The sequence below is a fragment of the Azospirillum formosense genome (assembly GCF_013340925.1).
Taxonomy (GTDB): domain Bacteria; phylum Pseudomonadota; class Alphaproteobacteria; order Azospirillales; family Azospirillaceae; genus Azospirillum; species Azospirillum formosense.
In genome coordinates, this window is sequence record NZ_WHOR01000051.1 from 1 (window position 1) to 26908 (window position 26908).

The 26908-nt window shown below is 68.5% G+C and carries 23 protein-coding genes; 11 read left to right on the top strand and 12 right to left on the bottom strand.

What is annotated here, in order from left to right:
* The coding region (locus tag GBZ26_RS09430) for an NAD-dependent epimerase/dehydratase family protein (RefSeq protein ID WP_174438619.1) at positions 1–305 on the bottom strand (305 nt) is incomplete at its 3' end.
* A gap of 4 nt (positions 306–309) precedes the next feature.
* The gene (locus tag GBZ26_RS09435) at positions 310–930 is read right to left on the bottom strand and encodes an ABC transporter substrate-binding protein (RefSeq protein ID WP_174438620.1); all 621 of its coding nucleotides are present in this window, start codon (positions 928–930) and stop codon (positions 310–312) included.
* Between the two features lie 168 nt (positions 931–1098).
* Between GBZ26_RS09435 and GBZ26_RS09440 the strand changes: the two genes are divergently transcribed.
* Both GBZ26_RS09440 and GBZ26_RS09445 read left to right on the top strand, forming a co-directional pair.
* Positions 1099–2226, top strand: a complete 1128-nt coding sequence (locus GBZ26_RS09440) for a sulfotransferase family protein (protein ID WP_174438621.1) — start codon at positions 1099–1101, stop codon at positions 2224–2226.
* 215 nt (positions 2227–2441) lie between these two features.
* Positions 2442–3356 carry an SMP-30/gluconolactonase/LRE family protein gene (locus GBZ26_RS09445; protein WP_174438622.1) on the top strand — a complete coding sequence of 305 codons (915 nt, stop codon included), beginning with the start codon at positions 2442–2444 and terminating at the stop codon, positions 3354–3356.
* Here the strand turns inward: GBZ26_RS09445 and GBZ26_RS09450 are convergent.
* Positions 3256–5955 carry an MMPL family transporter gene (locus tag GBZ26_RS09450; protein ID WP_174438623.1) on the bottom strand — a complete coding sequence of 900 codons (2700 nt, stop codon included), beginning with the start codon at positions 5953–5955 and terminating at the stop codon, positions 3256–3258. The genes GBZ26_RS09445 and GBZ26_RS09450 overlap by 101 nt on opposite strands.
* Positions 5956–6127: 172 nt before the next feature.
* Between GBZ26_RS09450 and shc the strand changes: the two genes are divergently transcribed.
* The 3 genes from shc to GBZ26_RS09465 are packed head-to-tail and all read left to right on the top strand — an operon-like array spanning position 6128 to position 9173.
* Positions 6128–8059 carry a squalene--hopene cyclase gene (gene shc / locus GBZ26_RS09455; RefSeq protein WP_174438624.1) on the top strand — a complete coding sequence of 644 codons (1932 nt, stop codon included), beginning with the start codon at positions 6128–6130 and terminating at the stop codon, positions 8057–8059.
* A 31-nt stretch (positions 8060–8090) separates the two neighbouring features.
* Positions 8091–8465 (top strand): DUF2141 domain-containing protein, encoded by a 375-nt coding sequence (locus GBZ26_RS09460; protein ID WP_174438625.1) that lies wholly within the window; start codon positions 8091–8093, stop codon positions 8463–8465.
* A 9-nt stretch (positions 8466–8474) separates the two neighbouring features.
* Positions 8475–9173 (top strand): phosphorylase family protein, encoded by a 699-nt coding sequence (locus GBZ26_RS09465; RefSeq protein ID WP_174438626.1) that lies wholly within the window; start codon positions 8475–8477, stop codon positions 9171–9173.
* On the opposite strand, the gene hpnH is transcribed toward GBZ26_RS09465, so the two are convergent.
* Both hpnH and GBZ26_RS09475 read right to left on the bottom strand, forming a co-directional pair.
* Positions 9114–10241 carry an adenosyl-hopene transferase HpnH gene (hpnH, locus tag GBZ26_RS09470; RefSeq protein ID WP_174438627.1) on the bottom strand — a complete coding sequence of 376 codons (1128 nt, stop codon included), beginning with the start codon at positions 10239–10241 and terminating at the stop codon, positions 9114–9116. The two genes, GBZ26_RS09465 and hpnH, sit on opposite strands and share 60 nt — an antisense overlap.
* A gap of 279 nt (positions 10242–10520) precedes the next feature.
* Positions 10521–11147 (bottom strand): hydrolase, encoded by a 627-nt coding sequence (locus tag GBZ26_RS09475; protein WP_174438628.1) that lies wholly within the window; start codon positions 11145–11147, stop codon positions 10521–10523.
* A 307-nt stretch (positions 11148–11454) separates the two neighbouring features.
* Here GBZ26_RS09475 and GBZ26_RS09480 point away from each other — a divergent pair, with 307 nt between their 5' ends.
* The 5 genes from GBZ26_RS09480 (at position 11455) to GBZ26_RS09500 (ending at position 16553) form a co-directional block, all read left to right on the top strand.
* Complete coding sequence (locus tag GBZ26_RS09480; protein ID WP_174438629.1) at positions 11455–11889, top strand: response regulator; 435 nt, start codon at positions 11455–11457, stop codon at positions 11887–11889.
* Between the two features lie 129 nt (positions 11890–12018).
* Positions 12019–13128 (top strand): cobalamin B12-binding domain-containing protein, encoded by a 1110-nt coding sequence (locus tag GBZ26_RS09485; RefSeq protein ID WP_174438630.1) that lies wholly within the window; start codon positions 12019–12021, stop codon positions 13126–13128.
* Positions 13129–13178: 50 nt separating this feature from the next.
* On the top strand, positions 13179–14387 hold the full coding sequence (locus GBZ26_RS09490; RefSeq protein WP_174438631.1) for a sensor histidine kinase: 1209 nt from the start codon (positions 13179–13181) through the stop codon (positions 14385–14387).
* 133 nt (positions 14388–14520) lie between these two features.
* Positions 14521–15213 (top strand): exopolysaccharide biosynthesis protein, encoded by a 693-nt coding sequence (locus GBZ26_RS09495; protein ID WP_174438632.1) that lies wholly within the window; start codon positions 14521–14523, stop codon positions 15211–15213.
* 26 nt (positions 15214–15239) lie between these two features.
* The gene (locus GBZ26_RS09500; RefSeq protein WP_174438633.1) at positions 15240–16553 is read left to right on the top strand and encodes a hemolysin family protein; all 1314 of its coding nucleotides are present in this window, start codon (positions 15240–15242) and stop codon (positions 16551–16553) included.
* Positions 16554–16752: 199 nt separating this feature from the next.
* On the opposite strand, the gene GBZ26_RS09505 is transcribed toward GBZ26_RS09500, so the two are convergent.
* Together GBZ26_RS09505 and GBZ26_RS09510 are read right to left on the bottom strand one after the other, a co-directional pair.
* Complete coding sequence (locus GBZ26_RS09505) at positions 16753–17856, bottom strand: hypothetical protein (RefSeq protein WP_174438634.1); 1104 nt, start codon at positions 17854–17856, stop codon at positions 16753–16755.
* A 66-nt stretch (positions 17857–17922) separates the two neighbouring features.
* Positions 17923–18984 (bottom strand): hypothetical protein, encoded by a 1062-nt coding sequence (locus GBZ26_RS09510; RefSeq protein WP_174438635.1) that lies wholly within the window; start codon positions 18982–18984, stop codon positions 17923–17925.
* Between the two features lie 264 nt (positions 18985–19248).
* Between GBZ26_RS09510 and GBZ26_RS09515 the strand changes: the two genes are divergently transcribed.
* The gene (locus tag GBZ26_RS09515; RefSeq protein WP_246653856.1) at positions 19249–19671 is read left to right on the top strand and encodes a MarR family winged helix-turn-helix transcriptional regulator; all 423 of its coding nucleotides are present in this window, start codon (positions 19249–19251) and stop codon (positions 19669–19671) included.
* Positions 19672–19807: 136 nt separating this feature from the next.
* Here the strand turns inward: GBZ26_RS09515 and GBZ26_RS09520 are convergent, their stop codons facing one another.
* The 5 genes from GBZ26_RS09520 to GBZ26_RS09540 form a co-directional block, all read right to left on the bottom strand.
* Positions 19808–20179 (bottom strand): response regulator, encoded by a 372-nt coding sequence (locus tag GBZ26_RS09520; RefSeq protein ID WP_035677244.1) that lies wholly within the window; start codon positions 20177–20179, stop codon positions 19808–19810.
* Positions 20180–20190: 11 nt separating this feature from the next.
* Positions 20191–22035, bottom strand: coding sequence for an ATP-binding protein (locus GBZ26_RS09525; RefSeq protein WP_174438637.1), 1845 nt, complete (start codon positions 22033–22035; stop codon positions 20191–20193).
* A 7-nt stretch (positions 22036–22042) separates the two neighbouring features.
* A complete protein-coding gene (gene rodA, locus GBZ26_RS09530) occupies positions 22043–23215 on the bottom strand; it encodes a rod shape-determining protein RodA (RefSeq protein ID WP_174438638.1) in 1173 nt (390 codons plus the stop codon).
* Between the two features lie 172 nt (positions 23216–23387).
* Positions 23388–24170: a hypothetical protein gene (locus GBZ26_RS09535; RefSeq protein ID WP_174438639.1), complete on the bottom strand. Its 783-nt coding sequence runs from the start codon at positions 24168–24170 to the stop codon at positions 23388–23390.
* Positions 24171–24411: 241 nt separating this feature from the next.
* The coding region (locus tag GBZ26_RS09540) for a TIGR02302 family protein (RefSeq protein WP_174438640.1) at positions 24412–26908 on the bottom strand (2497 nt) is incomplete at its 5' end.

Genomic DNA, 26908 nt, shown 5'->3' on the forward strand with positions numbered 1-26908 from the left:
GGCGAGCGGGTGCGCATCCTCGACCTCCAGGACCCGCCGGACGGCTTGCCGCCGGACGTGGAGGTTCGGCAAGGCTCCATCCTCGACGCGGCGGCAAGGTGATGGACCCGCTCCACCCCCTCCAGCGCACGGGCCACCGCCGCCGCGTCGAGGATGGAGCCTTGCCGAACCTCCACGTCCGGCGGCAAGCCGTCCGGCGGGTCCTGGAGGTCGAGGATGCGCACCCGCTCGCCCCGCGCGGCCAGGGCCGCCACCAGATGCCCGCCGATGAAGCCGCTGCCCCCGGTGACGAGGGTGGTGCCCATGCCCTTACGCCCCGCCGAGGATGCGGTCGGCGTTGCTGTTCAGGTCGCGCGTCAGGGCGGCCAGCCCGCCGCCGCGCAGCGTGTTCTGGAACTCCGAGCGCTGGGTGGCGAGCTGGCTGACCGTACCCTTCGCCAGCACGTCGAGGATGCGCCAGCGATCGCCCTCCAGACGCAGCAGGTAGCTCAGCCGCACCGGCGTCTTGCCCGCGCGCACCAGATCGGTGTCGACCAGCAGCATTCCGCGCGGAGCCGGCCGTTCGCCGACGATCTCGAGCCGCTGGCCGTCGTAGCTGTCGAAACGGTCGACATACTGGGCGGCGCTGCGCCGCGCGAAGGCGTCCAGCGCCTGCCGCTTCTCCGGCTCGGCGGACTGGTCGAAATAGGGGGCGGCGGCGACGCGGAGCGCCGCTTCCAGATCGAAGGTGTCGAGCATCACCGGCAGGAAGCGCTGAAGCCGTGCCCGCGCCGGCTCCCGTCCCGCCGCCCCCTGCATCAGGGACAGGATGGCCTCGTTCAGCCGGGCCACCGTGGCGCGGGCGCCCGGCGTGGTGCCGGCTTGCTGGGCGACGGCGGGGACCGGCAGCAGGCCAGCCGCCAGGACGGCCAGCGCGAGCGCGGCGCGCATCCATGTCCGGCGTGAGGAAGAACCAATCATCGCGGCGTTCCCATGCTCCTGCATTGGTCGTGGAAATCTGCCCGTTCGGGGCAGGCGGATTCAACCGTCCGTGTGGGATGTAACAGCGCCCGGCCCGGTCTATCCTCTTGCGCGACGCTGTCGAAGGGAGGTGTCCGGATGGGTGGACCGGCGAAGAGGGCAAGCGGCTGGGCACCGATCCCGGACCATCCGCTCTACGGCTGCGACGCCGTCACCCTGCTGACCGTGCTGGCCCGCAACGGCGGGCCGCGGGGGCGCGGCTGGCCGACGGCACTGGCGGCGCTGGCCTCGGCCCTTGGGCGCGCGCCCTTCTCGCTGGCGGAGGCCGGATGGGTGGCGGCGCGGCGCCGGACGTCCGCCGGTCTGCCGCCGCCGGTCTTCATCCTCGGCCATTGGCGCAGCGGCACCACCCACCTCTACAACGTGCTGAGCCGCGACCCGCAATTCGGCATCATCGACCCCTTCGCGGTCGGCCTGCCCTGGGACATGCTGGGGCTGGGCTCGGTCCTGCGGCCGCTGCTGGCCCGCGCCCTGCCGGAGCGGCGCTACATCGACAACGTGCCGGTCAAGGCCGACAGCCCGCAGGAGGACGAGATCGCGCTGGCGAACATGTCGCCGGTCTCCTTCTACCACGGGCTCTATTTCCCGGAACGCTTCGACGAGAACCTGCGCCGCGGCCTCTATTTCGACGGTTGCACGGCGGCGGAGCGGGAGGCCTGGAAGCGCCGCTTCCTCTATTTCCTGGAGAAGGTGTCGATCGCCCAGGGCGGGCGCTGCATCCTGCTGAAGAACCCGGTCTACAGCGCGCGGGTCGCCATGATGCGGGAGATCTGGCCCGACGCGCGCTTCATCCACATCCACCGCGACCCGCGGGCGGTGTTCGTGTCCACGGTCGGCTTCTACCGGACGCTGCTGGCGCGGCTGGCGCTCCAGCCGCACGGGCACATCGACGTGGAGCGGGTGGTGCTGGACCATTACCCGCGCATCATGCAGGCGCTGATCGACGACACGGCCGACCTGCCGGCGAACCGCTTCGCCGAGGTGCCCTTCGAACGCTTCGAGCGCGCGCCGCTGGAGGAGGTGGAGCGGCTGTATCAAACGCTGGAGTTGCCGGGTTACGCGGCGGCGCGTCCGAACTTCGCGGCGTATCTGGGGGCGGTGAGCGATTACACGAAGAACCGCCATCGCCTGTCGGACCAGGGGCGGGAGCGGGTGGACCGCGAATGGGCGCCCTTCGTTGCGCGCTGGGGGGCCGGCGTGGCGTGAGGGGTTTTGCCCCCTCCCTCACCCTCCCCCGCTTTCGCGGGAGAGGGAACTGCCGCCGCTCCGCTCAAAATTCCCTCCCTCGCCAAAGGCGGGGGAGGGTCAGGGAGGGGGCAACCGCACTCCTCCTATTCACTGTCCTCACCCAGCCCGCCCACGCTACCTGCCGCACGGTCTCCGTCACAGCCGACGGAGCCCCCGTCATCGGCATCGAGGACATGGCGCTCGACACGGAGCGCGGTCAGGCGGTGCTGTCGGCTTACGACCGCCGGGCCGGAACCACGGGCGGCCTCTACCTTCTGAACCTGCACACCCTCGACTCGCCGGCAGTCGCCGTCACTCCCCTCGCCACCGGCCTGCGCCCGGCGGGCATCGACCTGCGCGCGGAGCCGGATGGCTCACGCTCCCTGCTCGCCATCAGCCGTCACGAGGACGGATCGGCGACGGTCGAGCGTTATCGCCTGGACGGCGCCACCCTGACCCACCAAGGCACCATCACCAGCCCGTTGCTCTGCCGGGCCAACGACGTGGCCTTCCTCGACGGGGAGCGTTTCCTGTTCACCAGCAGCCACGGCGGTTGCGGCTGGAGCGCCGTGATCGAGGACAACGTCTTCGGCGGGCGCCACGGCTTCGTCGGCCTCGTCGAGAACAACGACGCGCGCGCCCTGATCGGCGGGATCGGCTTCGCCAACGGCCTGTTCCCCGAGCCGAGCCACGACCGGCTGACCGTCGCCGCCACGCGGGAGGACGCGCTGCTCGTCTACCGCCTGTCCGACCCGCAGGCGCCGCCGCGGCGCATCGCCGTCCCCGGCGGGCCGGACAATCTGACGATGGCCCCGGACGGGCGCCTGCTGGCGGCGCTGCACCCATCGCCGTTCCGGCTGGCGCTGCACCGCTACGGCTGGCCGGGCGGAGCGGCGGCGCCGACCCGAGTCGCGGCGCTCGGCCTCGCCGGGACGGAGATCCTGCTGGACGAAGATGGACAGCGCTTTCCCGCCGCCACGGTCGCCCTGTCCTGGAATGGACGGCTGGTCATCGGGTCGGTGACCGCACCGGGGCTGCTGGTCTGCGGCGAAGCCGCCAGCGGTGCCACAGGATCATCAGCGCTGGCAGGACCACCAGCGACGAGATGACCGTGTAGGTGATCGACACCGCCAGCAGAACCCCCATGCTGGACAGCCCGCGGTGATTGGACAGCGCCAGCGTGGCGAAGGCGGTGCTGGTGGTCAGCGTGCTGACCAGGACGGCGCGCGGCGTGCTGGTCACCAGCAGCTCAATGCCGAAGGCGCTGTCCGACGCCCCCTCCCGCACCAGATCCTGCCCGCGCGAAACCATGTGGATGCTGCTCGACACGCCGAGCGCGAACAGCAGCGGGATGACGATCACGTTGGCGAAGTTGAAGGGGATGTCCAGAAGCCCGGCGGTCGCCATCGTCCACAGGGCGGCCAGGATCAGCGGCGCCAGGATCAGCACCATCCCGGTCACCGAGCGCTGAACGGCGATCAGCAGAAGCACCATCAGCACCAGCGTCAGCGCCGTCGCCTCCAGGAAAGAGGAGCCGACGACCCGGGCCGCCTCCGTCACCGTGACCGGGGCGCCGGTGGCGTTGGGCGCTACGGCCAGCACCGCGTCGGCGAAATCGGCCATTTCGCGGCTGTCGGAAATGTCGTGGGTGGGCAGCACCTCGACGCGGGCGCGTCCGTCCGCGGCGATCCAGCGGGCCTTCAGGCTGTCCGGCACGTCGGCGGCGGTGACCGGCTGCTCCACGGCCATGCCCTCGCGCAGCCGGTCGAGCAGCGGCGGCACGCCCCCGGTCAGTGCTGCATCGAGCGTGGCGAGCTGCGCCGGCTGGATGCGGGCCAGCGCGCCGTCGAAACGCTGAACGGCGGCGCGCAACTCGGGCGGTCCGTCGCCCTTGTCCGTCCGATAGCCCCCCAGCACCGTCTTCAGCGTGGCGAAAGCGCGCTCCAACCCGTCCTGGTCGAGCGCCGCCGAGGCGACAGGGGCGGCGAGGCTGGGGCCCAGCAGCAGCGACATGTCCGCCAGGATGGGCAGCTTGGCCTCCTGGTCCTTGGGGATGAAGCTGGCGAAGGTGCGCACGCCGCCCGACTCCGGCAGGCTGCGCAGCCGGTCGGCCAGCGTCTGCGCCGCCGCGAGGTCCGGCGTCAGGATATTGACGGAATAGGGGGATGTGCGCGGGGTGACCGCCAGATCGCGGTAGGTGGCGACGGCCTCCGTCGTCTCGTCCTGCAGGTTCAGCGGGTTGACGTCCAGCCGCACCAGCGGCAGCGCCGCCATGGACAGGACGGCGCTGGCTCCGGCCAGGGCGAGGATCGCGCGGTGGTGGCGGGTGACCCAGCCGGCGAAGCCGCGGTCCTCGCGCTCCGGCGCCGGGACGCCAGGGCCGGGACGCAGCAGGACGATCAGCGCGGGCAGAAGGGTCAGGCTGATGAGCAGGGCCACCACCATGCCGACCGCGGAGATGATGCCGAACTCCGCCAGCCCCAGATAGGCGGTCGGCACGAAGGACAGGAAGCCGATGATGGCGCACAGCGTGCTGAGCACCAGCGCCGGCCCGACCGCCCGCACAGCCTCGATGGCGGCGGCCAGCGGCGGCAGGCCGCGGCGCAGCTCCTCCTGGTAGCGCAGGCCGAGATGCCCGCCATAATCGTCGCCCAGCCCGAAGAACATCACCGCGCAGGTGACGGAGATCAGGTTCAGCCGTCCCACGGTCAGCGCCGCCGCCCCGGCGCTCAGCGTCAGGCCGAGCAGCAGGATCACCATGATGCAGGCGATCAGCCGCCCTGACCGCATCCCGGCGATCAGCACCGTCGAAACCAGGATGAAGGACAGGATGGTGGCGAGGCCGGCGCTGTTGGCGACGGTGTCCAGTTCCGTCTGGCGCAGCGGCACGGCGCCGGTGACCCGCATCTCCACCCCTTGGCCGGCCGGCTCCGCCATCACCGCGCCGATGGCCTCGTGCACCGCGGTCACCGCGGGCCGTCCGCGCCCGAAGGAGCTGTTGTCCAGGATGGGCCGGGCCAGGACGAAGCGGCGGTTGGCTGTCCGGTCCTCCTCCTCCGCGGCCTGCACCAGCCCGGTCCAGGACAGCGGCACTGGATGGCCGTCCGTCACCGTCGCGGTGCTGACCGCCAGCCGGTCGAGAAGATTGGCGGGGGTGGCCGGCGCGCCTTCGTCCGCGTGGGTCAGGATCAGGTCCAGCAGGTCGGCCAGCCCCTGGAGATTCGGGGCGGCGTTCAGAGCGCCCAGCGCCGCCTGCGCACCGGCCAGCCGGGTGGCCAGATCCTGCAATTTCTCCGTGTCGAGAAAGAGCAGCCCATAGCGGCGGAAGTACGGATCGGCGGACGGCACCTCCACCGCCGACAGGACGTCCGTACGGGCGGACATGCGCTCCGCCAGACGTACGGCGGCGGCGTCCGACTGGTCGGGGGATGGGCTGTCCACCACCACGACGATCTGGTCGTCGGCAAAGGGAAAGGCCTGCCGGTACTCCTCCGTGTGCTGGCGAAAGGCGGTGTCCGGCGAAATCATGTCCGATGTGCTGGTGCTCATCGTCAGATTGTCGGCGGAATACCAGCCGGCCAGGACGGACAGCATCACCCCGACGGCCAGCGTCATCCGCGGCCTCCGGCAGGACAGGGCGCCCAGGCCCCCGATCATGGCGCGGCCGAGGTCCGCCATCCGGCCCAGGACGCTTTGCCGTTCTGTCACGCTGTACGTCTCCCCTGGAAGTGTACGCAGTCTGCCAGGACAACCTTTGGCACCCAACGTACGCTACCGTATCTTACTTCCAACCAATGGGCGAAGCGCGGCACCTCATTACCCAGATACCTCCACCATGGTGCACACCCATGTGGAACACCGGGGCAAAGCGGGAGCGCCGATGAACGACCACAACGCAAGCACAACCTTGCGGGTCCAACGGGCCGGGACGTCGGCCAAGGCCGTGGGCGACGCCGTGGCCGAGGCCACGGACGCCCTGATCCGCCGCCAGCAGGCCGACGGCCATTGGGTGTTCGAACTGGAGGCCGACGCCACCATCCCGTCCGAATATCTGCTGCTGCACCATATCCTCGACGAGATCGATCCGGAACTGGAAGCCGGCTTGGCGGCCTTCATCCGCGGGCGGCAGGGCAAGGACGGCGGCTGGCCGCTGTTCTTCGGCGGCGCCATGGACATCAGCTGCAGCGTGAAGGCCTATTTCGCGCTGAAGGCGGCGGGGGACAGCCCCGACGCGCCGCACATGCGCCGCGCCCGTGAAGCGATCCTGGCGCGCGGCGGGGCGGCGCGCTGCAACGTCTTCACCCGCATCCTGCTGGCCCAGTTCGGTCAGATCCCTTGGCGTGCCGTGCCGGCGATGCCGGTGGAGGTGATGAACCTGCCGCCCTGGTCGCCCTTCCACATCTCCCGCATCTCCTACTGGTCGCGGACGGTGGTGGTGCCGCTGCTGGTCGTCATGGCGCACCGGCTGCGCGCCCGCAACCCGAGGGGCATCGGCATCGCGGAGCTGTTCACCGAACCGCCGGAAGAGGTGCGCAACTGGCACAGCAACACCAGCCGCGGCGGCTGGGCCACGCTGTTCCGCGCGCTCGACGCGGCGCTGCACGCGGTGGAACCGCGCCTTCCCGCCAACGGGCGCCAGACGGCCATCGACCGCGCCGTGCGCTTCGTGACGGAGCGGCTGAACGGAGAGGATGGGCTGGGCGCCATTTTCCCGGCGATGGTCAACGCCGTGCTGATGTTCCATTGCCTGGGGTTGCCGCCCGACCATCCCGACGCGGCGACGGCCCGCCGCGCGCTGCGTGGGCTGATGGTGCGGCAGCCGGGGCGGGTCTATTGCCAGCCCTGCCTGTCGCCGGTGTGGGACACCGCGATCATCTGCAACGCCCTGCTGGAAACCGGAAGCCCGCGGGCCCGCGCCGCGGCCCGGCGCGGCGCGGACTGGCTGATCGACCGGCAGATCCTGGATGTGGCGGGCGATTGGGCGTGGCAGCGTCCGGGGCTGGCGTCGGGCGGCTGGGCCTTCCAGTACAACAACGCCCATTATCCGGACACCGACGACACCGCCATGGTGGTGATGGCCCTGCAACGGCTGGACGCCGACCGCTACGAGGAGCCGATCCGCCGCGCGCGGGACTGGATCGTCGGCATGCAGAGCCGCAACGGCGGCTGGGGCGCCTTCGACGCCGAGAACCAGCACGACTTTCTGAACCATATCCCCTTCGCCGACCATGGTGCCTTGCTCGATCCGCCGACCTCCGACGTGACGGCCCGCTGCGTCATGATGCTGGCCCGGCTGGGCGAGGGGCGCGATACCGTGCCGACCCGCCGCGGCCTGACCTTCCTGGAGCGCGAGCAGGAGAGCGACGGCTCCTGGTTCGGGCGCTGGGGCACCAACTACGTCTACGGCACCTGGTCGGCGCTGGAGGCGCTGAACGCCGCCGGGGTGCCGCACGCCGCCCCGGCGGTGCAGCGCGCCGCGCAGTGGCTGCTGGCGCACCAGCGCGCGGACGGCGGTTGGGGGGAGGACGGGGCCAGCTATTGGCCCGGAAACCCGCGCGGCGAGGGGCCGGTTTCCACCGCCTCGCAGACCGCCTGGGCGCTCCTCGGGCTGATGGCCGCCGGGAAGGGCAACCATCCGGCGGTCGACCGCGGCGTGGATTATCTGCTGTCCGCCCGCGACGCGGAAGGGCTGTGGAGCGAGGAGCCCTTCACCGCCGTGGGCTTCCCGCGCGTCTTCTATCTGAAATACCACGGTTACGCGGCGAGCTTCCCGCTGTGGGCGCTGGCCCGCTACCGGGCACTGAGGGCATGATGGGGCGGGCGTGAGAGGAGCGGCGGCGGTCTTGGCCGCGGCGTTGACTGTAACGGTCCAAGGCGTGCGCAACGGCGACGGGCAGATCGTCCTCGCCATCTGCGAGGAGGCGGCCTACCCGGCGGGGCGTTGCGCCTTCCGGGTCACCGCCCCGGCGGCGGAGGGCTCGGTGCGCGTCGCCGTGCCCGACGTGCCGCCGGGGACCTACGCGTTGCGCGTCTACCACGACGAGAACGGCAACGGGCAGATGGACCGCAACCTTCTCGGCGTGCCGCGGGAGGGTTTCGGCTTCGGCAACGACGCCCCGGTGCTCTTGGTCCCGCCGAGCTTCCGCGACGCCGCCGTGACGGTGGGGGAGGATGGCGTGGAGACGGCGTTGACGCTCCGTTACTGGATTTCGCCATAGGGAGGCGTGATGGCCGCGATCCTCACCGGCATGGCGTTGGAGGCCCGTCTGGCGCGCCGCAGCGGAATGCCCGTCGCCTGCGCCACGGGGGACGCCGCGGCGGCGGCGGCGCATCGGCTGTTGGACGACGGAGCCTGCGGAATCATCAGCTTCGGCATCGCGGGCGGATTGGCGCCCGACCTCAGGCCCGGTTCACTGGTTCTGGCGACGGCTGTTGTCGATGAGGATGGCGCTGCCTTCGAAGCTTGCCGGCCCTGGCGGGATCGCCTCCACGACGCCTTGCCGCAGGCGCACGCCGCGTTGGTGGCCGGTGCCCGCATGCCCGCGGCGACGCTCGGCGACAAGGCGCGGCTGAGGGCGTTGACCGGCGCCGCGGCGGTCGATCTGGAGAGCCTCGCCGTCGCGCGGGCCTGTCAAGCCTGGGGGCGGCCCTTCGCCGTGCTGCGCGCCGTCGCCGACCCGGCGTGGCGGGCTCTGCCCACGGCGGCGCTGGCCGGGTTGGACGGGGAGGGGCGCATGGCCCCCGGCGCCGTGTTGGCGCGGATCGCCGCCGACCCCCGCCAGCTCGTCGCGTTGGGCCGGCTGGCCTGGGACCTCGGTCGCGCCCTGGCGGCGCTCCGCAAGGCAGCCGGCGCCATTCCGGCCGATCTACTCGGCGGCGGTCCGCTCGGCCTCGATCCGGCGCAGCGTGTCCGCGACGTGGCGTGAGAAGACCTCCTCCGCCGGCCGTTGGCGGTCCAGCGGGATCTCCGGCGCCATCGGCCCCTCCGTGCGCGGCCCGCGCAGGCTGACCGCCAGAGCCGCCAGGGGATTGCGCAGCGTGTCCTCCACCGCGGTCGGCTCATAGCCGCTGTGGACCATGCAGTCGGCGCATTTCTCGTAATTGCCGGTGCCGTAGGCGTCCCAGTCCGTCTCCTCCATCAGCGCCTTGAAGGTCGGGGCATAGCCCTCGCCCAGCAGGTAGCAGGGGCGCTGCCAGCCGAAGACATTGCGGGTCGGGTTGCCCCAGGGCGCGCAACGGTAGCTGCGGTTGCCGGCCAGGAAATCCAGGAACAGGGACGATTGCGAGAAGCGCCATTTCCGGCCCCGTCCGCGCGCAAAGATGTCGCGGAACAGCTCCTTGGTCTTGCGGCGGTTCAGGAAATGCTCCTGGTCCGGCGCGCGCTCGTAGGCGTAGCCGGGCGACACGGTGACCGCGTCGATGCCGGCCTCCATGGCCTCGTCGAAGAAGGCGGCGACCTTCTCCGGCTCCGCCCCGTCGAACAGGGTGCAATTGATGTTGACGCGGAAACCGCGCGCCTTGGCGGTGCGGATCGCCGCGACGGCGCGGTCGTAGACGCCCGGCTGGCAGACCGCCTTGTCATGCTCCTCCCGCCCGCCGTCCAGATGGACCGACCAGGTGAAGAAGGGGCTGGGGGTGAAACGGTCGAGCCGCTTTTCCATCAGCAGGGCGTTGGTGCAGAGATAGACGAACTTGCGGCGCGCCACGATGCCGGCGGCGATGGTGTGGATTTCGGGGTGCAGCAACGGCTCGCCGCCGGCGATGGAAACCACCGGGGCACCGCATTCGTCCACCGCGCCCAGGGCCTCCTCCACAGACAGACGGCGGCGCAGGATCGGGTCGGGATAGTCGATCTTGCCGCAACCGGCACAGGCGAGGTTGCAGCGGAACAGCGGCTCCATCATCAGCACCAGCGGGAAGCGCCGGTTGCCGCTGAGACGCTGGCGCAGCACGTAGGCGCCGACCAGCGCCGCCTGGATCGCGGGAACGGCCATGGCTATGCCTCCCCCCGCCCATCGTGGATCGCCGTCTTGTGAATCGCCGTCATGCGCTCATCCCTGAAATTGCGTCCCGCTCCAGTTTGGAGCGTCCGGGGACGCAAGGCAGGTAGGTTACTGTATGATACTTTCCGGAGCGTGGCGCGGTTTGGCGGTACGGCCGTACCCGTACGCTCCGTACCGCCGGCCGGAGGATTTGTGAGCGTACGGGGCGCGTACGTTCACAAATCCTCCGTCGTAAACCTTGGTATGAACGCTCAAGCCTTGGGATGAACGTTAAGGCTGTGACGTCCTACGCTTGCTCCGCGCGGCTTTGGCGGGCTTGGCCTTTTGGGAATTGGCCTTATGGGGCTGAGCGAGGTGCTTCAATTCCTCGTAGCGGTTCAGAAAGAGCGCGTAGGCCCGATCAGGGCCGACCGGGACGATCTTGTCCGGGTGGGGAGCCGGCAGATGCCCCCAGTCCAGCCAGGCGGGCGGCAGGAGGTCGCGCAGTTCCGTCGCCATGCAGACGAGGTCGGCCTGCTTGATGGCCGGCGCCTCGTCGTCGAAGCCGAACCAGCGGCGGAGCGCGTCCTTGACCGGATGAAGCCGTTGTTTGACGTAGTCGCGGTCCAGCATCACCTTGACCGGCGACGGCCAATCGCCGAGGAACTCCTCACAATCGTGCATCAGGGCCGAATAGGCCAGGGGTGGGGGCACCAGACGCGAGACCATCACCGAATGCTCGGCGACCGAATACCAGGGCCGGGCAGCGCCGCCCCAGCGCGGCTGGGACGACAGGCACTGGGCGATATCCTCGATCGGCATGCCGGTGGCGTCCGGCGTCAGCAGGTCGAGGACGAAGCCGGACGGCATCAGGATGGCGGTGCGTCCGTCCGGTCTCTTGAGAAGATCGAGTTGCATGGTTCGATGACTGTTCCAAAGCCGCGGGCCGGGTGCGGGGCCGTTTCCAAGGGCTTGCCCCAGCGGCCGGCTCCACTCGTTGGCCTGATCATGGGCCGGAACGGGTTTAACAGATTGGGGACGGCGCGGACAACGCACCCCGGCGCAGGGCCGCCATCGACCGCAACCGTCCGTCCCGCACCCGCCTTCAAAGTTGCGAAAATTACAAATATTGCATCATTTACGGACTTTTCCGGTCGCTGTCGGCGATGTAACGTATGCCTGCGTTATGTCCAGTGCAACGACACGGATAAGGATGGCCGCGCCGATGCTGAACGAACCTGCGAAGGACGGGGTGCTGAACCGCAACATCAATGATCTGCGCGTCCTGCTGATCGAAGACGACGACTTCACCCGCCGGCTGATGAGCCGCCTGCTGCAGGATTTGAAGGTCCGCCATGTGTGGGAGGCATCGGACGGCATGTCGGCGCTGGCCATCCTGCGCGACCATCCGGAAAAGGTCGACCTGGCCATCTGCGACCTGGAAATGCCGCGGATGAGCGGGTTGGACCTGCTGCACGCCCTGCGGACGGCCACCGGCAACCCGCTGTCCGACCTTCCGGTGATCGTACTGACCTCCCACCGAGAGGCGGATACCGTCAAGCGGGCCATCGCCTACGGCATCTCCGGTTATCTGGTGAAGCCGGTGTCGAAGGCTGATCTCATCAAGAGGCTGACCTTCGTCCTTCAGAAGGGCCGCTGAGGGAGCTTTCCCCAATCATAACGGGTGGGCGGTCGGAAACTGAGCCATCTGGCGCAGTCAGGCGTTGCAGGAGGGGAGGTGAGGGGGCACCTTCCTTCCCAACGCCCCTCTGACCGGAGACGCCGTGCCATGCCGGGGACCGTCCGGCCCGTCCCAACGCCGCTGCGGATCGCCTCGAACCCCATCGTGGACCGCCGCGAGGAGTTGGCGCGCGCCATCGTCGCCATCCAGTTCGAGCGCTGGCCGGCGCTCTACGCCCGCTATGGCGAAGGCGGACGGGAGCGCTGCGTCGAGGATGTCGGCTTCCATCTCCTGTATCTGGCGGAGGCGGTGGCGAGCGACAGTCCGGCTCTGTTCCGCGAGTATGTCGCCTGGGTCAAGATCCTCTTCGCCGGAATCGGCATTCCGGATGAGGAACTGGGCGAAAGCCTGGAAATCCTCCGCGACGTGGTGGCGGGGCGGGTCGAACACATCACGGCGGCGCGCGTGCGCGCGTGCGTTGGCGAGGGACTGACCGCATTGCCCGGCCTGCCGCGGGAGGTGCCGCCCTTCGTCCGGTCGGACGCACCGCTCGGCGCGCTCGCGCGCTCGTACCTGGACGCGCTGCTGGCCGGCGACCGGCGCCGGGCGGCGGTGCTGGTGATGGAGGCCGCCGCCGCCGGGGCGAGGGTGCCCGATCTTTACCTGCATGTGTTCCAGCCGGCTCTGCGCGAGATCGGGCGGCTGTGGCAGACCCGGGTGATCACCGTGGCGCACGAGCATTTCGCCACCGCCGCCACCCAGGCGATCATGGGCCAGCTTTACCCGGCGATCTTCGCCGCCGAGCGGCGCGGCCTGACCATGGTCGCCACCTGCGTCAGCGGGGAGCAGCATGAGATCGGCATCCGCATGGTCGCCGATTTCTTCGAGATGGCCGGTTGGGACAGCCATTATCTCGGTGCCAACACGCCCGCGGACAGCGTCGCTCGCTTGGTGCGGGAGCGGGGCGCCCATGTCCTGGCGGTGTCGGCCACCATCACCGCCCATGTCGGGCGGGTTGCCGCGCTCATCGCCGCGGTGCGCGCCGAACCTGGGGAGCCGCCGCATGTGCTGGTCGGTGGCTATCCCTTCAACCTCGTCCCGGATTTGTGGAGAACCGTCGGCGCCGACGCCTTCGCGCCCAGCGCGGAGGAGGCCGTCGTCATCGCGGAGCGGCTGACCGGTCCGGCGGTTCCGGACCGCGCCGCCGGCGTGGCATGATGGGTGTGGCGTAATGTCTGCGCGGATGCGTGAGGCTTGAAAGAGGGAACATGGACGGGCTGGTCCTGACCTGCGACCACGATGGGCGGCTGCGCGCCTTGCACGGGTTGGGCGCCGGACTGTCGGGATTGACGGGAAAGCCCGGCACCCCTTTTCCGGCCCTGTTCGGCCCGGACGCGGTGGCGGGCGCGCTGGACCTGTTCACCGGCCTGCGGCGGTCCGGCCGGGCGCTCGACCATCCCGTGCCCAGCCGCCTCGACCCAACGGGGATGCTGTACGTCAGCGGACTTGGCGACGCCGAGGGGCTGGTGCTGGTCGTGGCGCGCACACCCGGCGAACTGCCCGCCGCGATGGAGGCGCTGGAGACGCGGAACCCGCGGCTGGCCCGGCGGCTCGCTCCCCTCAGGACGGTGGTCCCGGTTGCGGGCATTCCCGCCGTGGATGCGCTGTTCGACGAGATGACCCTTCTCAACAACGAGCTCGCCAACGCCCAGCGGGCGCTCGCCAAGGCCAACGCCGAACTGGCCGCCAGCAACGAACAGAAGAACCGGCTGATGGGCATGCTGGCCCACGACCTGCGCACGCCGCTCCAGGTCGTCGCCGGCTTCGCGGAGTTGCTGGAACAGCGGCTGGACGGACGGCTGGAGGCGACGGAGCGCGCCTGCCTGGAGCGTATCCGGGAATCCAGCCTGTCCATGCGCCACATGGTGGAGGACGCGCTGTCCCTGGCGGCGCTCCAGGCAGGGCGGCTGCGGCTGGCGCGGCGTCCGTCCGATCTGGCGGCGCTGGTGCGTCGGAACGTCTCGATGAACAGCGTGTTGGCCGAAGGCAAGACCATCACCATCGAGCTGTCCGTGCCCGAACGCCCCTTGCCCATGGCCGACATCGATCCGGCCAAACTGGATCAGCTGCTCAACAACCTCCTGTCGAACGCCATCAAATATTCCGACCGGGGCGGTCGGGTCCGCGTCGCCCTCAGCGAGGTCGCGGGCGAGGCCCTGGGCAAAGACGGTGGCCGGGCGCGCCTGAGCGTGTCCGACGACGGGCGGGGCATTCCTCCAGCCGAGTTGGCGCAGCTCTTCCAACCCTTCGCCCGCACCGGCCGGCTGGGCACCGAGGGGGAGGGGACGGTCGGCCTCGGCCTCTACATCTGCCGCTCCATCGTGGAGGGGCATGGTGGGCGCATCACCGCCGATTCGGCGCCGGGACGCGGCTCGACCTTCACCGTTGAGCTGCCTTTGGTGGCCTCATCCCCATGAGAAGCGGGGCATTCCACAGACGGGCTGGCGCGCCGACCGGTGATGCTGTAAAAGAGACACCTACGATGTTGCGACGCGAAAGGTCCATGGGTTTACCCTTCCGCCGTTTCGGGCGGCCTCCGTGGGGAGCGCCGTGAACGACGGCCGACCTCCCGACACGCCCCCGGACCCTCAGGCGCCGGAGGGCGTCGACCGCGGCGATGCCGCGCCCACCGGCTTCCCGCCGGTGAACCCCGCTTCGGCGGTGCTGGACGATTTCCTGAACCACGATCACGGCGCGCGGATCGCGCTGGGCGACCTCGTGGACATTCTGGGCGACCGCGCGTTCGGCGCCCTGCTTCTGATCCTGTCCATTCCGAACATCCTGCCGGTCCCGGGCCTGTCCACGGCGACGGGGCTGCCGATGCTGCTGATCGGCGCCCAGATCGCCGCCGGGCGCGACCGCCCCTGGCTGCCGCGCCGGCTGGCCGCCCTCACGCTCGACCGGGACGCCTTCCTGCGGGTGATCGCGAAGGCGAAGCCGCAGGTCGACCGGCTGGAGCGGCATCTGCGCCCGCGCCTTGCGGCGATGACCGCTCCCACGGCGGAACGGCTGCTCGGCGTGGCTGTGATGATCCTGGCCGGAATCCTGGCCCTTCCCATCGTCTTCGGCAACCAGCCCCCGGCACTGGCCATCGCGCTGATCGCGCTGGGTCTGATCGAAAAGGATGGGGCCTTCGTCGTCGCCGGCCTGATTGCCGGGCTGATCGCCATCGTCATCATTGCCGCCGTCCTGTTCGGTTTCGGGCAGGCTGGCATGTTGATCTTCGACAAACTGTCTTCATAAAAGGGAGCGCCCGCGGGCTCGACGCCATGATTTGGGAAGTACTGGTCATCATTTTGCTGATCCTGCTGAACGCCTTTTTCGCGATGTCGGAAATGGCGCTGGTGTCGTCGCGACGCGCGCGGCTTCAGCAGATGGCCGAGGAAACGCGCAGCAAGGGCGCCCGCGCCGCGCTGAAGCTGTCGGAGGACCCCGGCAACTTCCTCTCCACCGTGCAGGTCGGCATCACGCTGATCGGCATCATCGCCGGCGCCTACGGCGGCGCGACCCTGGCCGACCGGCTGGGCACGGTTCTGGACGCCAACGTTTCCTGGATCGCCCCCTATGGGCAGCAGGTCGGATTCGCGCTGGTCGTCGCCGCGATCACCTACCTGTCGCTGATCGTCGGCGAACTGGTGCCCAAGCGCATGGCGCTGGTGAACGCGGAGCGCATCGCCGCCGGCGTCGCCGGTCCGATGAGCGTCCTGTCGCGCATCGCCATGCCGCTGGTCTGGCTGCTCGGCGTCTCGACCGAGGGGTTGATGAAGCTGCTGCGCCTGCCCACCGCGCGTGAGCAGACCGTCACCGAGGAGGAGGTCAAAAGCCTCATCAAGGAGGGCACGCAGACCGGCGTCTTCGAACCCGCCGAGCGGCAGATGATCGAGGGCGTGTTCCGCCTGTCCGACCGCACCGCGCGGTCGATCATGACGCCGCGCCCGGACCTCGTGTGGATCGATCTCGACGACCCGCCCGACGCCATCGCCAAGGAGATCCAGGCCAGCGGCTATTCCCGCTTCCTGGTCTGCCGCGGCGATGTGGACGAAGTGCAGGGCATCGTGTCCAGCAAGGCGCTGCTCAATCAGGCGCTCCAGGGGCGCCGCTTCGACCTGCGCGAGGCCATGGTGGAGCCGCTGATCGTCCATGACGGCACCCCCGTCCTGCGGCTCCTGGAACTGTTCAAGCAGGCCAGCATCCATATGGCTGTGGTGGTGGACGAGTATGGCAGCGTCGAGGGCATCGCCACCGTCACCGACATCATGGAAGCCATCGCCGGCGAAATGCCCGAACAGGGGCAGGAAGGCGACGGCTTCGCGGTCCAGCGCGAGGACGGCTCCTGGCTGGTCGACGGCATGACCCCGGTGGAAGAGGTGGAGTCGCTGGTTGGCGTGAAGGGGCTGAAGGGCGAGGGCGATTATCACACCATCGCCGGCTTCATGCTCGACCGGCTGGGCCATGTCCCCACCGCAGCGGAGCATTTCCGCTGGAACGACCTGCGATTCGAGGTCGTCGACATGGACGGCCGGCGCATCGACAAGGTGCTGATCCAGCATCAGGACGAGGCCGAGACGGGCGCGGGTGCGTAACCCGCCGCGCGCGTCGCTACGAGCTGGAAGGCCATGACCGGCGCGCATGGCCCGACAGGAACGCAGAATGTTTGCAGGGAAAGTCAGGCGGCGAGGGAGAGGCGGCGCCCAGCCGCTTCGGCCCCTTGAACCCTGCCGGCCCGCGACGCCCGTTACGGGCCGCCGGCCCGGTGCCGCCTCCGTCCTGCGAACGGCGTCGTCACCTCAGAGTCGCGTAGAAGGCGCAGTTGCCCACATAGCTGGTTCGCAGCGCGGGTGGCAGAAGCTCCCTCAGCGCCGGAGACTGCGCCTTCAGGAGGTTTCGCATCGCCAGCTTCTGTTCGCATGACAGTTGGCTGTTCTGGTGGACGAGGTCGAGAATTCCCAGACCTTCGTTGAAGCCGGCTTTCAAGGGATCCGCGCCATCCCTCATCGCGGCCGTCGCCGCGGCCGCGTGTCCGCTGATGGCTGCCGTGACCAGGACGAGATGAAATGCCTTGTCCTTCTCCGAAAGCCACTTGCTGGGATCGTCATAATCCATGATCTCCACCGTCTTGGCATTTTCCGCCGACAGGCATTTCACCAACTTGTGGGCGGGCTGTGCCGGCCGGCCGTCATATTCGAGGTGCTGAGCCAACGTCGCGTCGAGCCGGTTGTATTTCATGCGGAATTTAATCTTCGGAAACTTCTCGACGATGAACACGACGTTTCCGTCCCCCTCGTCGACGTACTTTCCCAGGTAACCACCCATCAGATAGCCTTCGCGGGGCGTCTGCCGCGCATCGCTCATGCCGTCGCTGATTATCTGCAGGAACTCACCCGGACGGTGGATTGTGTAGATCGTCCGTCCGCAGTCCGCGCTGCTTCTGCTCCAGCCGCCCTCGATGGCCTTGATCGGGAGGGAGCCTTTCTCCCCCGCTGGGGGCGTCGTGTTGACGATGGTCCGGGCGTTGGAGGCGGAATCCCGGAAATCCTGCGGACGCACGTTCACGAGCACTTCGACGTGGCGTCCTTTCAGACGCTCGGGCGCTCTCAGCCGCTTGCAGGTCCTGAAGGTCTGGATGAGGGATTGGGCAACGCTCCGGTAAACCGGATCGGCCATCGCGCTGCGGTCGGTGAGCGAGATGCCGGAGTATTTTCCCTCCTCATCGAAGAACAGGCGGGCCGGGATCGCCCGGCCGTTGAGCCTGGCGAGTTCACCTGCACTCCAGCAATCGGCCAGGTTCCCCGTCAACTCGGTGATCTCGGCCTGGGTGAACGGGCTGGCTGCGTCCTGGGCCATCGAAGGGGTGCTGAATGCCGCCAGAAGCAGCAAGGACGCCAACAACACTCTCTTCAAAATCGTCTCCAAGGCCGTGCAGTGCTTGTGGAATGACCGGCTTGGCCGGCGTCATTGCCGGCTCACATCGATGCACTGCTTCAGCGCGCCGGCAAAAACCTCCTCCATCCCGGGAAGTTTGAATTCCAGATTGGTGGAGGCAAGAATCCCCGTCCCGGTCATCGCCCGGACCTGCCGGTCGACGATGTCCGCCATCTGATTGCAGATCTGCATGCATATGAAATTGCCGCTGGATTCGCATTGCTGCCGGACGCCGTGGATCCGGATGTAGGTCTTCTTCGGATAAAGCCCGAGGGCCACCATCGAACGCCACTCGGCCTGGGCTCTTTCCTTTTGAGTGCGGCATTCGGTGTCGGCCATGCACCGTTCATAGGCTTCCTTCGCGCGCTTCTGGCGAGCGATCTCCTCCTGGCGAAGCTGCTCCTGCTGCGCCATCTTCCGGCGGGCCTCCTCTTCGGCTTGCCGGGCCTTTTCACGCTCGGCGGCGAGGCGGGCCTCCTCTTGCCGAGCGAGCGCGGCGTTCCGGTCGGCGATCTGACGCTTGCACTCCTTCACATTGCCTTCCAACGCCGCCACCTTGTCCTGCTGCACATAGGCGTCAAGGTCGCCGACGCACCGCCGCTCCTCGGCGCTTGTCGCCGCAAACAGCCGCTTGGCTTCATCGTAGGTTTTCAGCACCCCGTTGAACTCGCCGTATATCGTCTGCCTCAGATCATTGGCATTGTACTGCGCCGGATTGCTTCGTGATTTCTTGTCGATGTCATTGAATTTGGCGCGTGCGTTCTGGAAAATTATCTTCGCGGTCCTGGACGATATCCTGCGCTGGCTGACCGCCGCGGCGAGCGCATCGGTGAATGCCACCATTTCGTCCTGGATCGACTGCAACGTGGGATTCGCATGTCCCGGCATGAACTCACGGAGATTGGCGGTGTAGCATTGTGCGAAGCTGACAAAGTCCGAGCCGCCGTGGCTTTCGCACAGCATGATCATCTCGCCGACGCTTGCGTAGTTCCTCGCCGAAACATTGCCCGCCGTGCACAGCATTATCGCCGAGCCGAGGGCTATCGCGCCCAAGATCCGCGTCGCGGTCCAAGAGTTCTCTTTTGCTGCCATGGTCGCGGATCTCACCTGATCGAATCGTTGCGTGTTGTCGGGACGAGCGCGGGACGCCCGGCACGGTGGAAGCGGCCGGACGGACGTCCCGCGCCATCCGGCTGCCAGCCATATATGAAGCAGTGCTTAGTGAATTATGCTATGCAGTGATGCGTTAATGGGTCGTTAAAGGGGCGGCGGTGGCGCCTGTGGCGGAACGTGGCTATTGTCACCGCCGGCGGTACGGAACGGATTCAGACAGACGCAATGGTCCAGAAACTATCCATGACGGGGTTGGCGACGGTCGTGGAGAACACGTCGCGCCTGCTGCACGCTTCGGGACATGCGGAAGGGCTGTATCCGGCCCAATGGGTGGCCCTGCGCTATTTCGCCGAGGCGCCGGAGACGCACCGCACCGCATCGGCGCTGGCGCGCTATCAGGATCTGGCGATCGCCAGCGTGGCGCGCACCGTCGTCACGCTGGTCGACAAGGGCTTGCTGAACAAGCTTGCCAACCCGCGCGACGCGCGGGCGGATCTGTTGGAATTGACGGACAAGGGCCGCGATCTGCTGAGGCGTGACCCGCGCTACGTGCTGGAGCGCGCGCTTGCGGAGATGCCGAAAGACGATGCGGAAGTCTACGCCCGTGTGGCGACGCGACTCCTGCAACGTCTCCTGGAGTTGCGGCAGGGGAAGACCGACGTGTGATACCGTCGCGCGTAAGTCCTGACTTGCGCGCGACGGTAAGGGCCGCGACGGGCGGCCCCTCAGGCTCATGCCTGCGAAGGCAAGCGGCCGGACGGCCGCGTCCGCCGTCTGAGGCTTTGCGCTTGATTGTGTGATTCTATCGAACGGCGTCGCGCTGCCGGATCGCGGCGATCAGGTCGGCGTTTTCGAACGGTTTGTAGAACACTTGGTCGGCCCCCCAGGTGCGGGCCATCGCCGCCGTGCTTTCGATGGGAATGCGGGCGGCTCCACCCGTAATGATAAAGACGGGGGTCTGGGGGGTGGTATCGCGCATCCTCTGTAGCAGATCGATGCCGTTCAAATGCGGCATCCACACATCCGCAACGATAAAATCGAAAACCTCAGATTGCAATTTGGCAAGAGCGACTTCGCCATCGGGCGCTTCGTCAACATCGTATCCGGCGTCCTCCAGGCTGGTGCGGAGCGAGTAGCGGACGTTCTCGGCGTCGTCGACGATCAATATCTTCATAGCCTTCCCGCTCAGCAGTGCTCTGCAAGGGTTAGCACGAAGCGTGCCCCTTGGGGAGCCTGCGTCACGAGGCGGATGCCGCTGCCGCGCCGCAGCAGCAGGTCCTGCACCACCGCCAGACCGAGCCCCGTTCCCTGCCCATGGGGCTTGGTGGTGAAGAAGGGCTCCATGACGCGCTCCGCATCGGGGGCGGGGATGCCCGGACCGTCATCCTCGACCGTCATGGTCACGAACCCGCCGGCGGGCCGCCCGACGCGGATGCGCAAATGGCCTTTCTGGCCGGTGGCGTCCAGCGCATTGACGGCGAGGTTGGTGACGATCTGCCCGATTTCCGTCCGGGTCAGGCGGACCGGAACCTCGGAGACCTCGCTGGTCAGGGTGGTGGTGAAGGTGGGCGGCAGGGTGGCGTCCAGAAGGGCGGTCACGTCGCGCACCGCGGACACCAGTTCCGCTCCCTCCTCGTCGCGGTCGCTGCCGCGGGCGAAGGACAGGACCTGACGCACCAGCTTGGCGGCGCTGCGGGCGCTGTCCTCGATGATGGCCAGCGCGCGGCCCAGGCGCTCCGGGCGCGTCGCCGCGTCCGACCGCGCCTGCTGGCTGAGATTGAGGACCGGATGAAGCAGGTTGTTCAGTTCATGGGCCATGCCGCCAGCGATCTCTCCGATGGCCACCATGCGGCGCTGGTGCTGGTCCGCCTGCTCCTTCCGGCGCTGCTCCGTCACGTCCTGAACGATGGCGATCATCGTCTCGCCCGATGGCGAGGCGGAGGCCGGCTTGACCATCCAGGCCAGCGTCCGCCCGGCCCGCTCGACATCCACCTCCAATCCCTGACCGTGCGTCAGGCGGCGGGCGACGGGGGCGATGTCGGGATCGAAGCGCCGGAAGGTGCGGTTGGCGAAGGCGACCCTCACCCCGGCTTCCCGTCGCCGCTCCAGCAGGGCGATGCCCAGCGGTGCCTCCTCGATGGCGCGCACCAGTTGCGCGTTGCGCCCGAGCAGTTCCATGCGCGTGCTGCCCAGGGCCCCCAGAAGCAGCCCCGTGGCTCCGGCGGCCAGCATGAAGACCTGGAGATCAACGGCCTCAGACGGGGCCAGCGTCCCATGCATGGTCAGCACGAGTCCGCCGTTGGTCAGGAAGGCGGTCAGCGTGGAGGCGGCGAACCCCCACAGGAATCCCGCCGTCGCGATGGGCAGGATGAGCAGGAAGACCGCGCTGGCCGGCGTGGCCATCCGGTCGTGCGTCAATGACCAGGCCAGAAGGCCGGCGGCGCTGAGCGCGGCTGCCCGCAGGACCGTACCCATGTCCGGCGACAGCCAACGGTCCACCTCGCCGGGCGGCGGCTGGATCAGGCGGAAGATGGCCAGGAACACGGGCGTGCAGAGCAGAAGCCCCGACAGGTCGCCCAGCCAGTAGGCGAAGTTTACGTTGCCCGCGATGGCGATGCGCTGCGCCGTGATGGCCTGCACCGCCGCGGTGGACAGAACGAGCAGGAGGGAGACGGCGGCCAGCGCCGCGACCATGAAAACACCGATGCCCTTCGCGCTTCCGAAGACGTCTCCTCCCAGCCCCCGCCGCAGGGCAAGCCCGGTGGCGCCCACCACGAGCGCCTGCGGGATGATCAGCAGGCTGAAACCGTTCACCGTCCCATAGGCAAGCAGGTCGGACGGGACGAGGAGAAAGGGAAGGGCGGCCGGGCCGCCGTACAGCACGAAAGCCAGCATCAGCCCGATGGGCGGGTACCAGGCGCTTGCGTTGGGCGCCACCTCGAACAGCCCGGCGGCCCGGTACAGGATCACCTTGAACACGAGGTAGAGCAGGACGGCCGCCAGCAGGCGGCCGAAGCGCGGACGGCTCATGGCGGCGTCACAGTTCGGTGACGCCGCTCTTCGGGATGCGGACCTCGCGGTGGACCGACATGCTGAGCAGCAGCCCCACGCCGATCATCAGCGTCATCATCGCCGACCCGCCGTAGGACACCAGCGGCAGCGGGATGCCCACCACCGGGATCAGGCCGGTGACCATCGACACGTTGACCATCACGTAGAGGAAGAACTGCGCGGTCATGCCGACCGCGACCAGCCGGGCGAACTGGCTGCGGCAGCTCAGCGCGATGACCACGCCGTAGATGAACAGCATCAGGTACAGCGCCAGCAGGATCAGCGCGCCGACCATCCCGAACTCCTCCGCCAGCACCACGAAGATGAAATCGGTGTGCTTCTCCGGCAGGAACATCAGCTGGCTCTGCGACCCGGACATGAAGCCCTTGCCGAACAGGCCACCCGAACCCAGGGCGATCTTCGACTGGAGAATGTTGTAGCCGGCGCCGAGCGGGTCGGTTTCCGGGTCGAGGAAGGTGTAGACGCGCTGCTTCTGGTAATCGTGCAGGAATTCCCAGGCGACGGGGATGGCCGCCAGTCCGCCGCCGATGACCACCAGGAACTTCCAGATCCTCACGCCCGCGGCGAAGAAGACGGCCCCGCTGCCCATGATCAGCAAGAGCGAGGTGCCCAGGTTCGGCTGCATCAGCACCAGCGCCACCGGGATGAAGACCAGCAGCAGGGGCGGAATCAGCAGCAGCGGGCGGCCGATCTGGTCCAGCGAGACGCCGTGGAAGTAGCGGGCCAGCGCCAGGGTCAGCGCCGGCTTCATCAGTTCGGACGGCTGGAGCTGGAAGAATCCCAGGTCGATCCAGCGCTGCGCGCCCATGCCGATGCGGCCCATCAACTCCACCGCCACCAGCAGGCAGAGCACGATCACGAAGATGGCGTAGGCCGATTTCATCAGATGCCGCACATCGACCAGCGCGATCATCAGCATCAGGAGCAGGCCGGGGACGGCGCGCACGAGCTGCGGCTGCGCCCAGGGCTTCCAGTTGCCGCCCGCGGCCGAGTAGAGCAGGGCCACCCCGACCGACGTGATGATGCAGACCAGGAGCACCAGCCCCCAGTTGATCATGCGGAACTTGCTGCCGAGCGTCAGTTCCGGGCGCTGCGGGGCCAGCCCGCCCGACCCGTGGTTCGAAAGGACCGCGACCATGAGGAAACGTTCGTTGTGTCCGGGGGCGTCCGTGCCGGAAGGGCAAGCGGCGGCGCCTTGCGCGGCGGATACTGCACCAGCGCCGCCCTCCGGTAAAGCCACCCGGTCCTCCGCCCCGCAAAAGGCACGGGGATCATGCGGCCCGAGCGGGACCGTTCCGAGGCTTTCTTGATCAGCGATCGAAGAGGCCCGTGCCACATGGCGTCACGTTCGGATGGTGATGGCCCGGATGGTAATGGCTCGGGGGGACCACAGTGACGGTGTCGACGACTTTGTAGCTGAAGTCGACAGTGCCGTCTGGCGGGCCGAAACCCGCATCCGTGAGGCTGTAGTCGATGCTGCCGCCAAATTCGATGGAGTGGGTGCCGACACCGAGGCCTTTGATGACGCCCCAATATCCACCGGCGAAAGCGGGTTGTTGCTCCGTCCCGGCGGGCCGCAATCCAAAAAGGTCGTACCCGACGTCGCCCGGCTCCACACTGCCCAGAGAGAAAGGCCCGGACTCCACATAGCTGTTGTCCAACGGGACCGGCTTGCCGTCGACGAGAAGAAACTTGTCTTGTACGTAGCTATTCTTCCAGTCGTAAATGTATTGTTCGACTTTATCGATCGTGGGAACTTTGCTTTTCCCGAGATACGCCTCGTAGTCGGGGACGGTTTCTGCGGTATTGATAACCGGAACCAGGATCGCGTCGTTGGCAGGGACTTCGAACGCTCTGCTTTGCGTCGTGACCCCGTCAATGGCTGTGCCGGTATTTCCGGCGATCCCAGCCAGATAGAACATATGGCTGTCGGGCATATGCCCAGCGGAAGCATAGGCTCCCGTTGTGTCCTCAAACGGATTTGCTCCACCGTTGCGGTCAAGGTCGACAGACCAGCGCCACCAGTCCTTTGTCACCTGAGCCAAGGACTGGCCTTTTGGCTGAGCTTTCACTGACGGCATGATGCTCTCCATTTTCAATGTGCCCTCTGCAGGCACCGGAGAGATTGCCCAGTTCCGACGCTCCTGTCTTGCTTCACATTTCTCTAATGCAAATGACCTGGAGCGCGGTCATGAACTATCCTGAATTGAGATTTTCGTTTGAGAACGTTCAGCATCGGGCGGTGCTTATTTGTGATGTCCTTGATCCCAGTCTTTCGTGGTCCACGTATCTTCTGAATTACCTCTTCGCTTAATCCCTGAAGGCTCCGCTGCCCTAGAACTGCTTCAGCAGGCGGTCGATGTACTCGCGCTCCATCTGCGGGCGGCCATACTGGCCGGAGCGGCGGCGCAACTCGTCGAGGATCTCGCGGGCGCGCTGGAGTTCGGCCTCCTCGGGGATCTTCACGTCCTCGTTGTTGTAGTTGCCGAAGCCGGAGGGGCGGCGGCCCAGCGGGTCGCGGTTGCGGCCCTGGCCCTGGCGCTGCTGCGCCTGTCCGGGCTGCTGCCCGGTCATCGCCGGACCCTGCTGGCCCATCATCTGCTGCATCATCTGCTCGGCCATGGCCTGCATGCCCTGCTGAAGCTCGTCCATGGCCTGGGTCTGCGGCGGAACGGCGGAGCCGGGCTGCCCCTGCTGGAGCGCCTGGCCGGCGTCGCGCATGGCCCGTTCGGCGCGGCCCAGCGGGCGGGGGATCTCGCCGCCCTGCTGCTCGCCCATGCGGCGCATCAGCTCGCCGAGCTGGCGGCGCAGCGCCTCCTGCTGTTCGGCCTGCTGCTGCATCAGCGGGCTGCCCGACGGCCCCTGCTGGCCTTGCTGCCCCTGCTGCGGGCGGCCCTGGCGGTTGCGCGGTCCCTGCTGCTGGCCCTGCTGCCCATCCTGTCGGCCCATCTGCTCCTGCGACTGGCGGAAGGTCTGGTCGAGCAGCTGCTGCTGCCGCTGCGTCAGCTCCTGAAGCTCGCGCATCATCTGCGCCGCCTCGTTCTGGCCCTGCTGCTGCATCTGGGCCATGGCGCCGTTGCGCATGTTCTCCATCATCTGCTGGAGCTGGGAGAGCATTTGCCGTGCCGCGTCGCGGGCGCCGGTCTCGGCCATCTGCCGCATCTGCTCCATCATGCGCTGGAGGTCCTGGCGGTCCATCATCTGGTCGGCCATCTCCGGCGGCACCATGGGGATTTGCTCGCCGCGCTCCAGCGCCTCGCGCATCTGCTGCTCCATGGCGTCGAGGAACTTGTCGAGCGCCGCCTGAAGCTCGTCCATCAGCTTCTTCAGCTCCTGGTCGTCGGCGCCACGCTCCAGCGCCTCGGCGAGACGGCTCTCGGCGTCGCGCAGGTCACGCTCGGCCAGCGACAGGCCGCCGTCCTCGATGCGCAGCGCGGTTTCCCACAGCAGTTGCTGGACGGCGGGGACGGAGGCCGCCTCCTCGTCGAGCAGCAGGCGGTTCACCGCGGTGCGCATGGCCAGGAAGGCGACCAGATCGCCGCCGAACTGGCTGGGCCTGGACGAGATTTCGGCCAGAGCGCGGGCCACCTCGATGCGGAGCTGCTGCGGCCGCAGGGTCAGCTTCTTGCGCTCCTCCACGATGGCGCGGGCGACCGGGTGGTTGAAGACGCGCTCCGGCAGGACCATCGCCACGTCCTCCGTGCTGCCGGTCTGGCCGGCGCCGTCGAGGGCGGTCAGGCGGATGGTGACGTTCAGCCCGGCCCACGGATGGGCGGTCAGATCATGGAAGGCGGCGTTGCGCGCCTCGCGCGGGCGGACGCCGGGCAGGGCCAGCGGCAACTCCAGCGGGCTGCGGTCGAGCGCCGGGGCCTCGCCCTCCGGCAGCGCCAGCCGGACGACGGCCTTGGCCTCGGCCAGCCCGTAATCGTCCTGCGCGGTGTAGTCCAGCCGCAGCGCGCCGCGCTCCCCCTTGGCCGGGGGGCTGGCGTAGGCGATGGTCGGCGGGTTGTCCGGGATGATCCGCACGTTCCAACCGCCCAGCAGGTTGGACCCCTGGGTCACGGCGATGCGGGTGCCGTCCTCGATGGGCTGCTGGATCTGGAAAGTGGACGAGTCCACCGCCTCGAAGGCCGCGGACTTGCTGCCGGCCTCCAGTGACGGCGTGCCGCCGCCGCCGGTGACGCGGGCCAGCACGAGGCTGCCCTTGGGGACCGGCACGGGATTGGCGAGGCTCGGCGTGTGGGCGGGGTTGGCCGATTTCAGGAAGACCGGCGGCAGGCCGGTGTATTCCGGCGGCGTCACCCAGAGGTCGAGCGTCGCGACCGTCGCCGTCGCCGGTCCGCCGAAATGCGGGGTGATGGCGGCGACAAGACGCGGCCTCCAGTCGCCCCAGGTCGCGCCGCCGGCGGCGATCAGCACGAGCGCCACCAGAGCGCGCAGGGCGTAGCGGTCCCGGGCGGCGAGGCCGTCCGACAGCGGCATGGCGACGCGCAGCCGCCGCATGGCGGCGCGGACCCGCTCCTGGTGCAGGCGCCACAACTCCGCGGCGACGGGGTCGTTGCCGGCCGGCGTGTCGCGCAGCGCGTGGAGGGGGCGGTGGGCTAGACCGCTGTCGCGCTCCAGCCGGCGGCGGGCGGCGTCCTCGTCCGGCAGGCGGAAGGCGCGCAGCCCGCGCCATCCCGTCCAGCCGATGGCGGCGACGAACAGCAGCAGGACCAGGGCGTGCAGCCAGCCCGGCAGAAGCAGAAAGACGTTCAGCAAGGCCAGGGCGAGGAAGGCCCCGGCGATGGTGATGGGCGCCCAGAGCGCCGGCCACAGCCGTTCCCAGAGC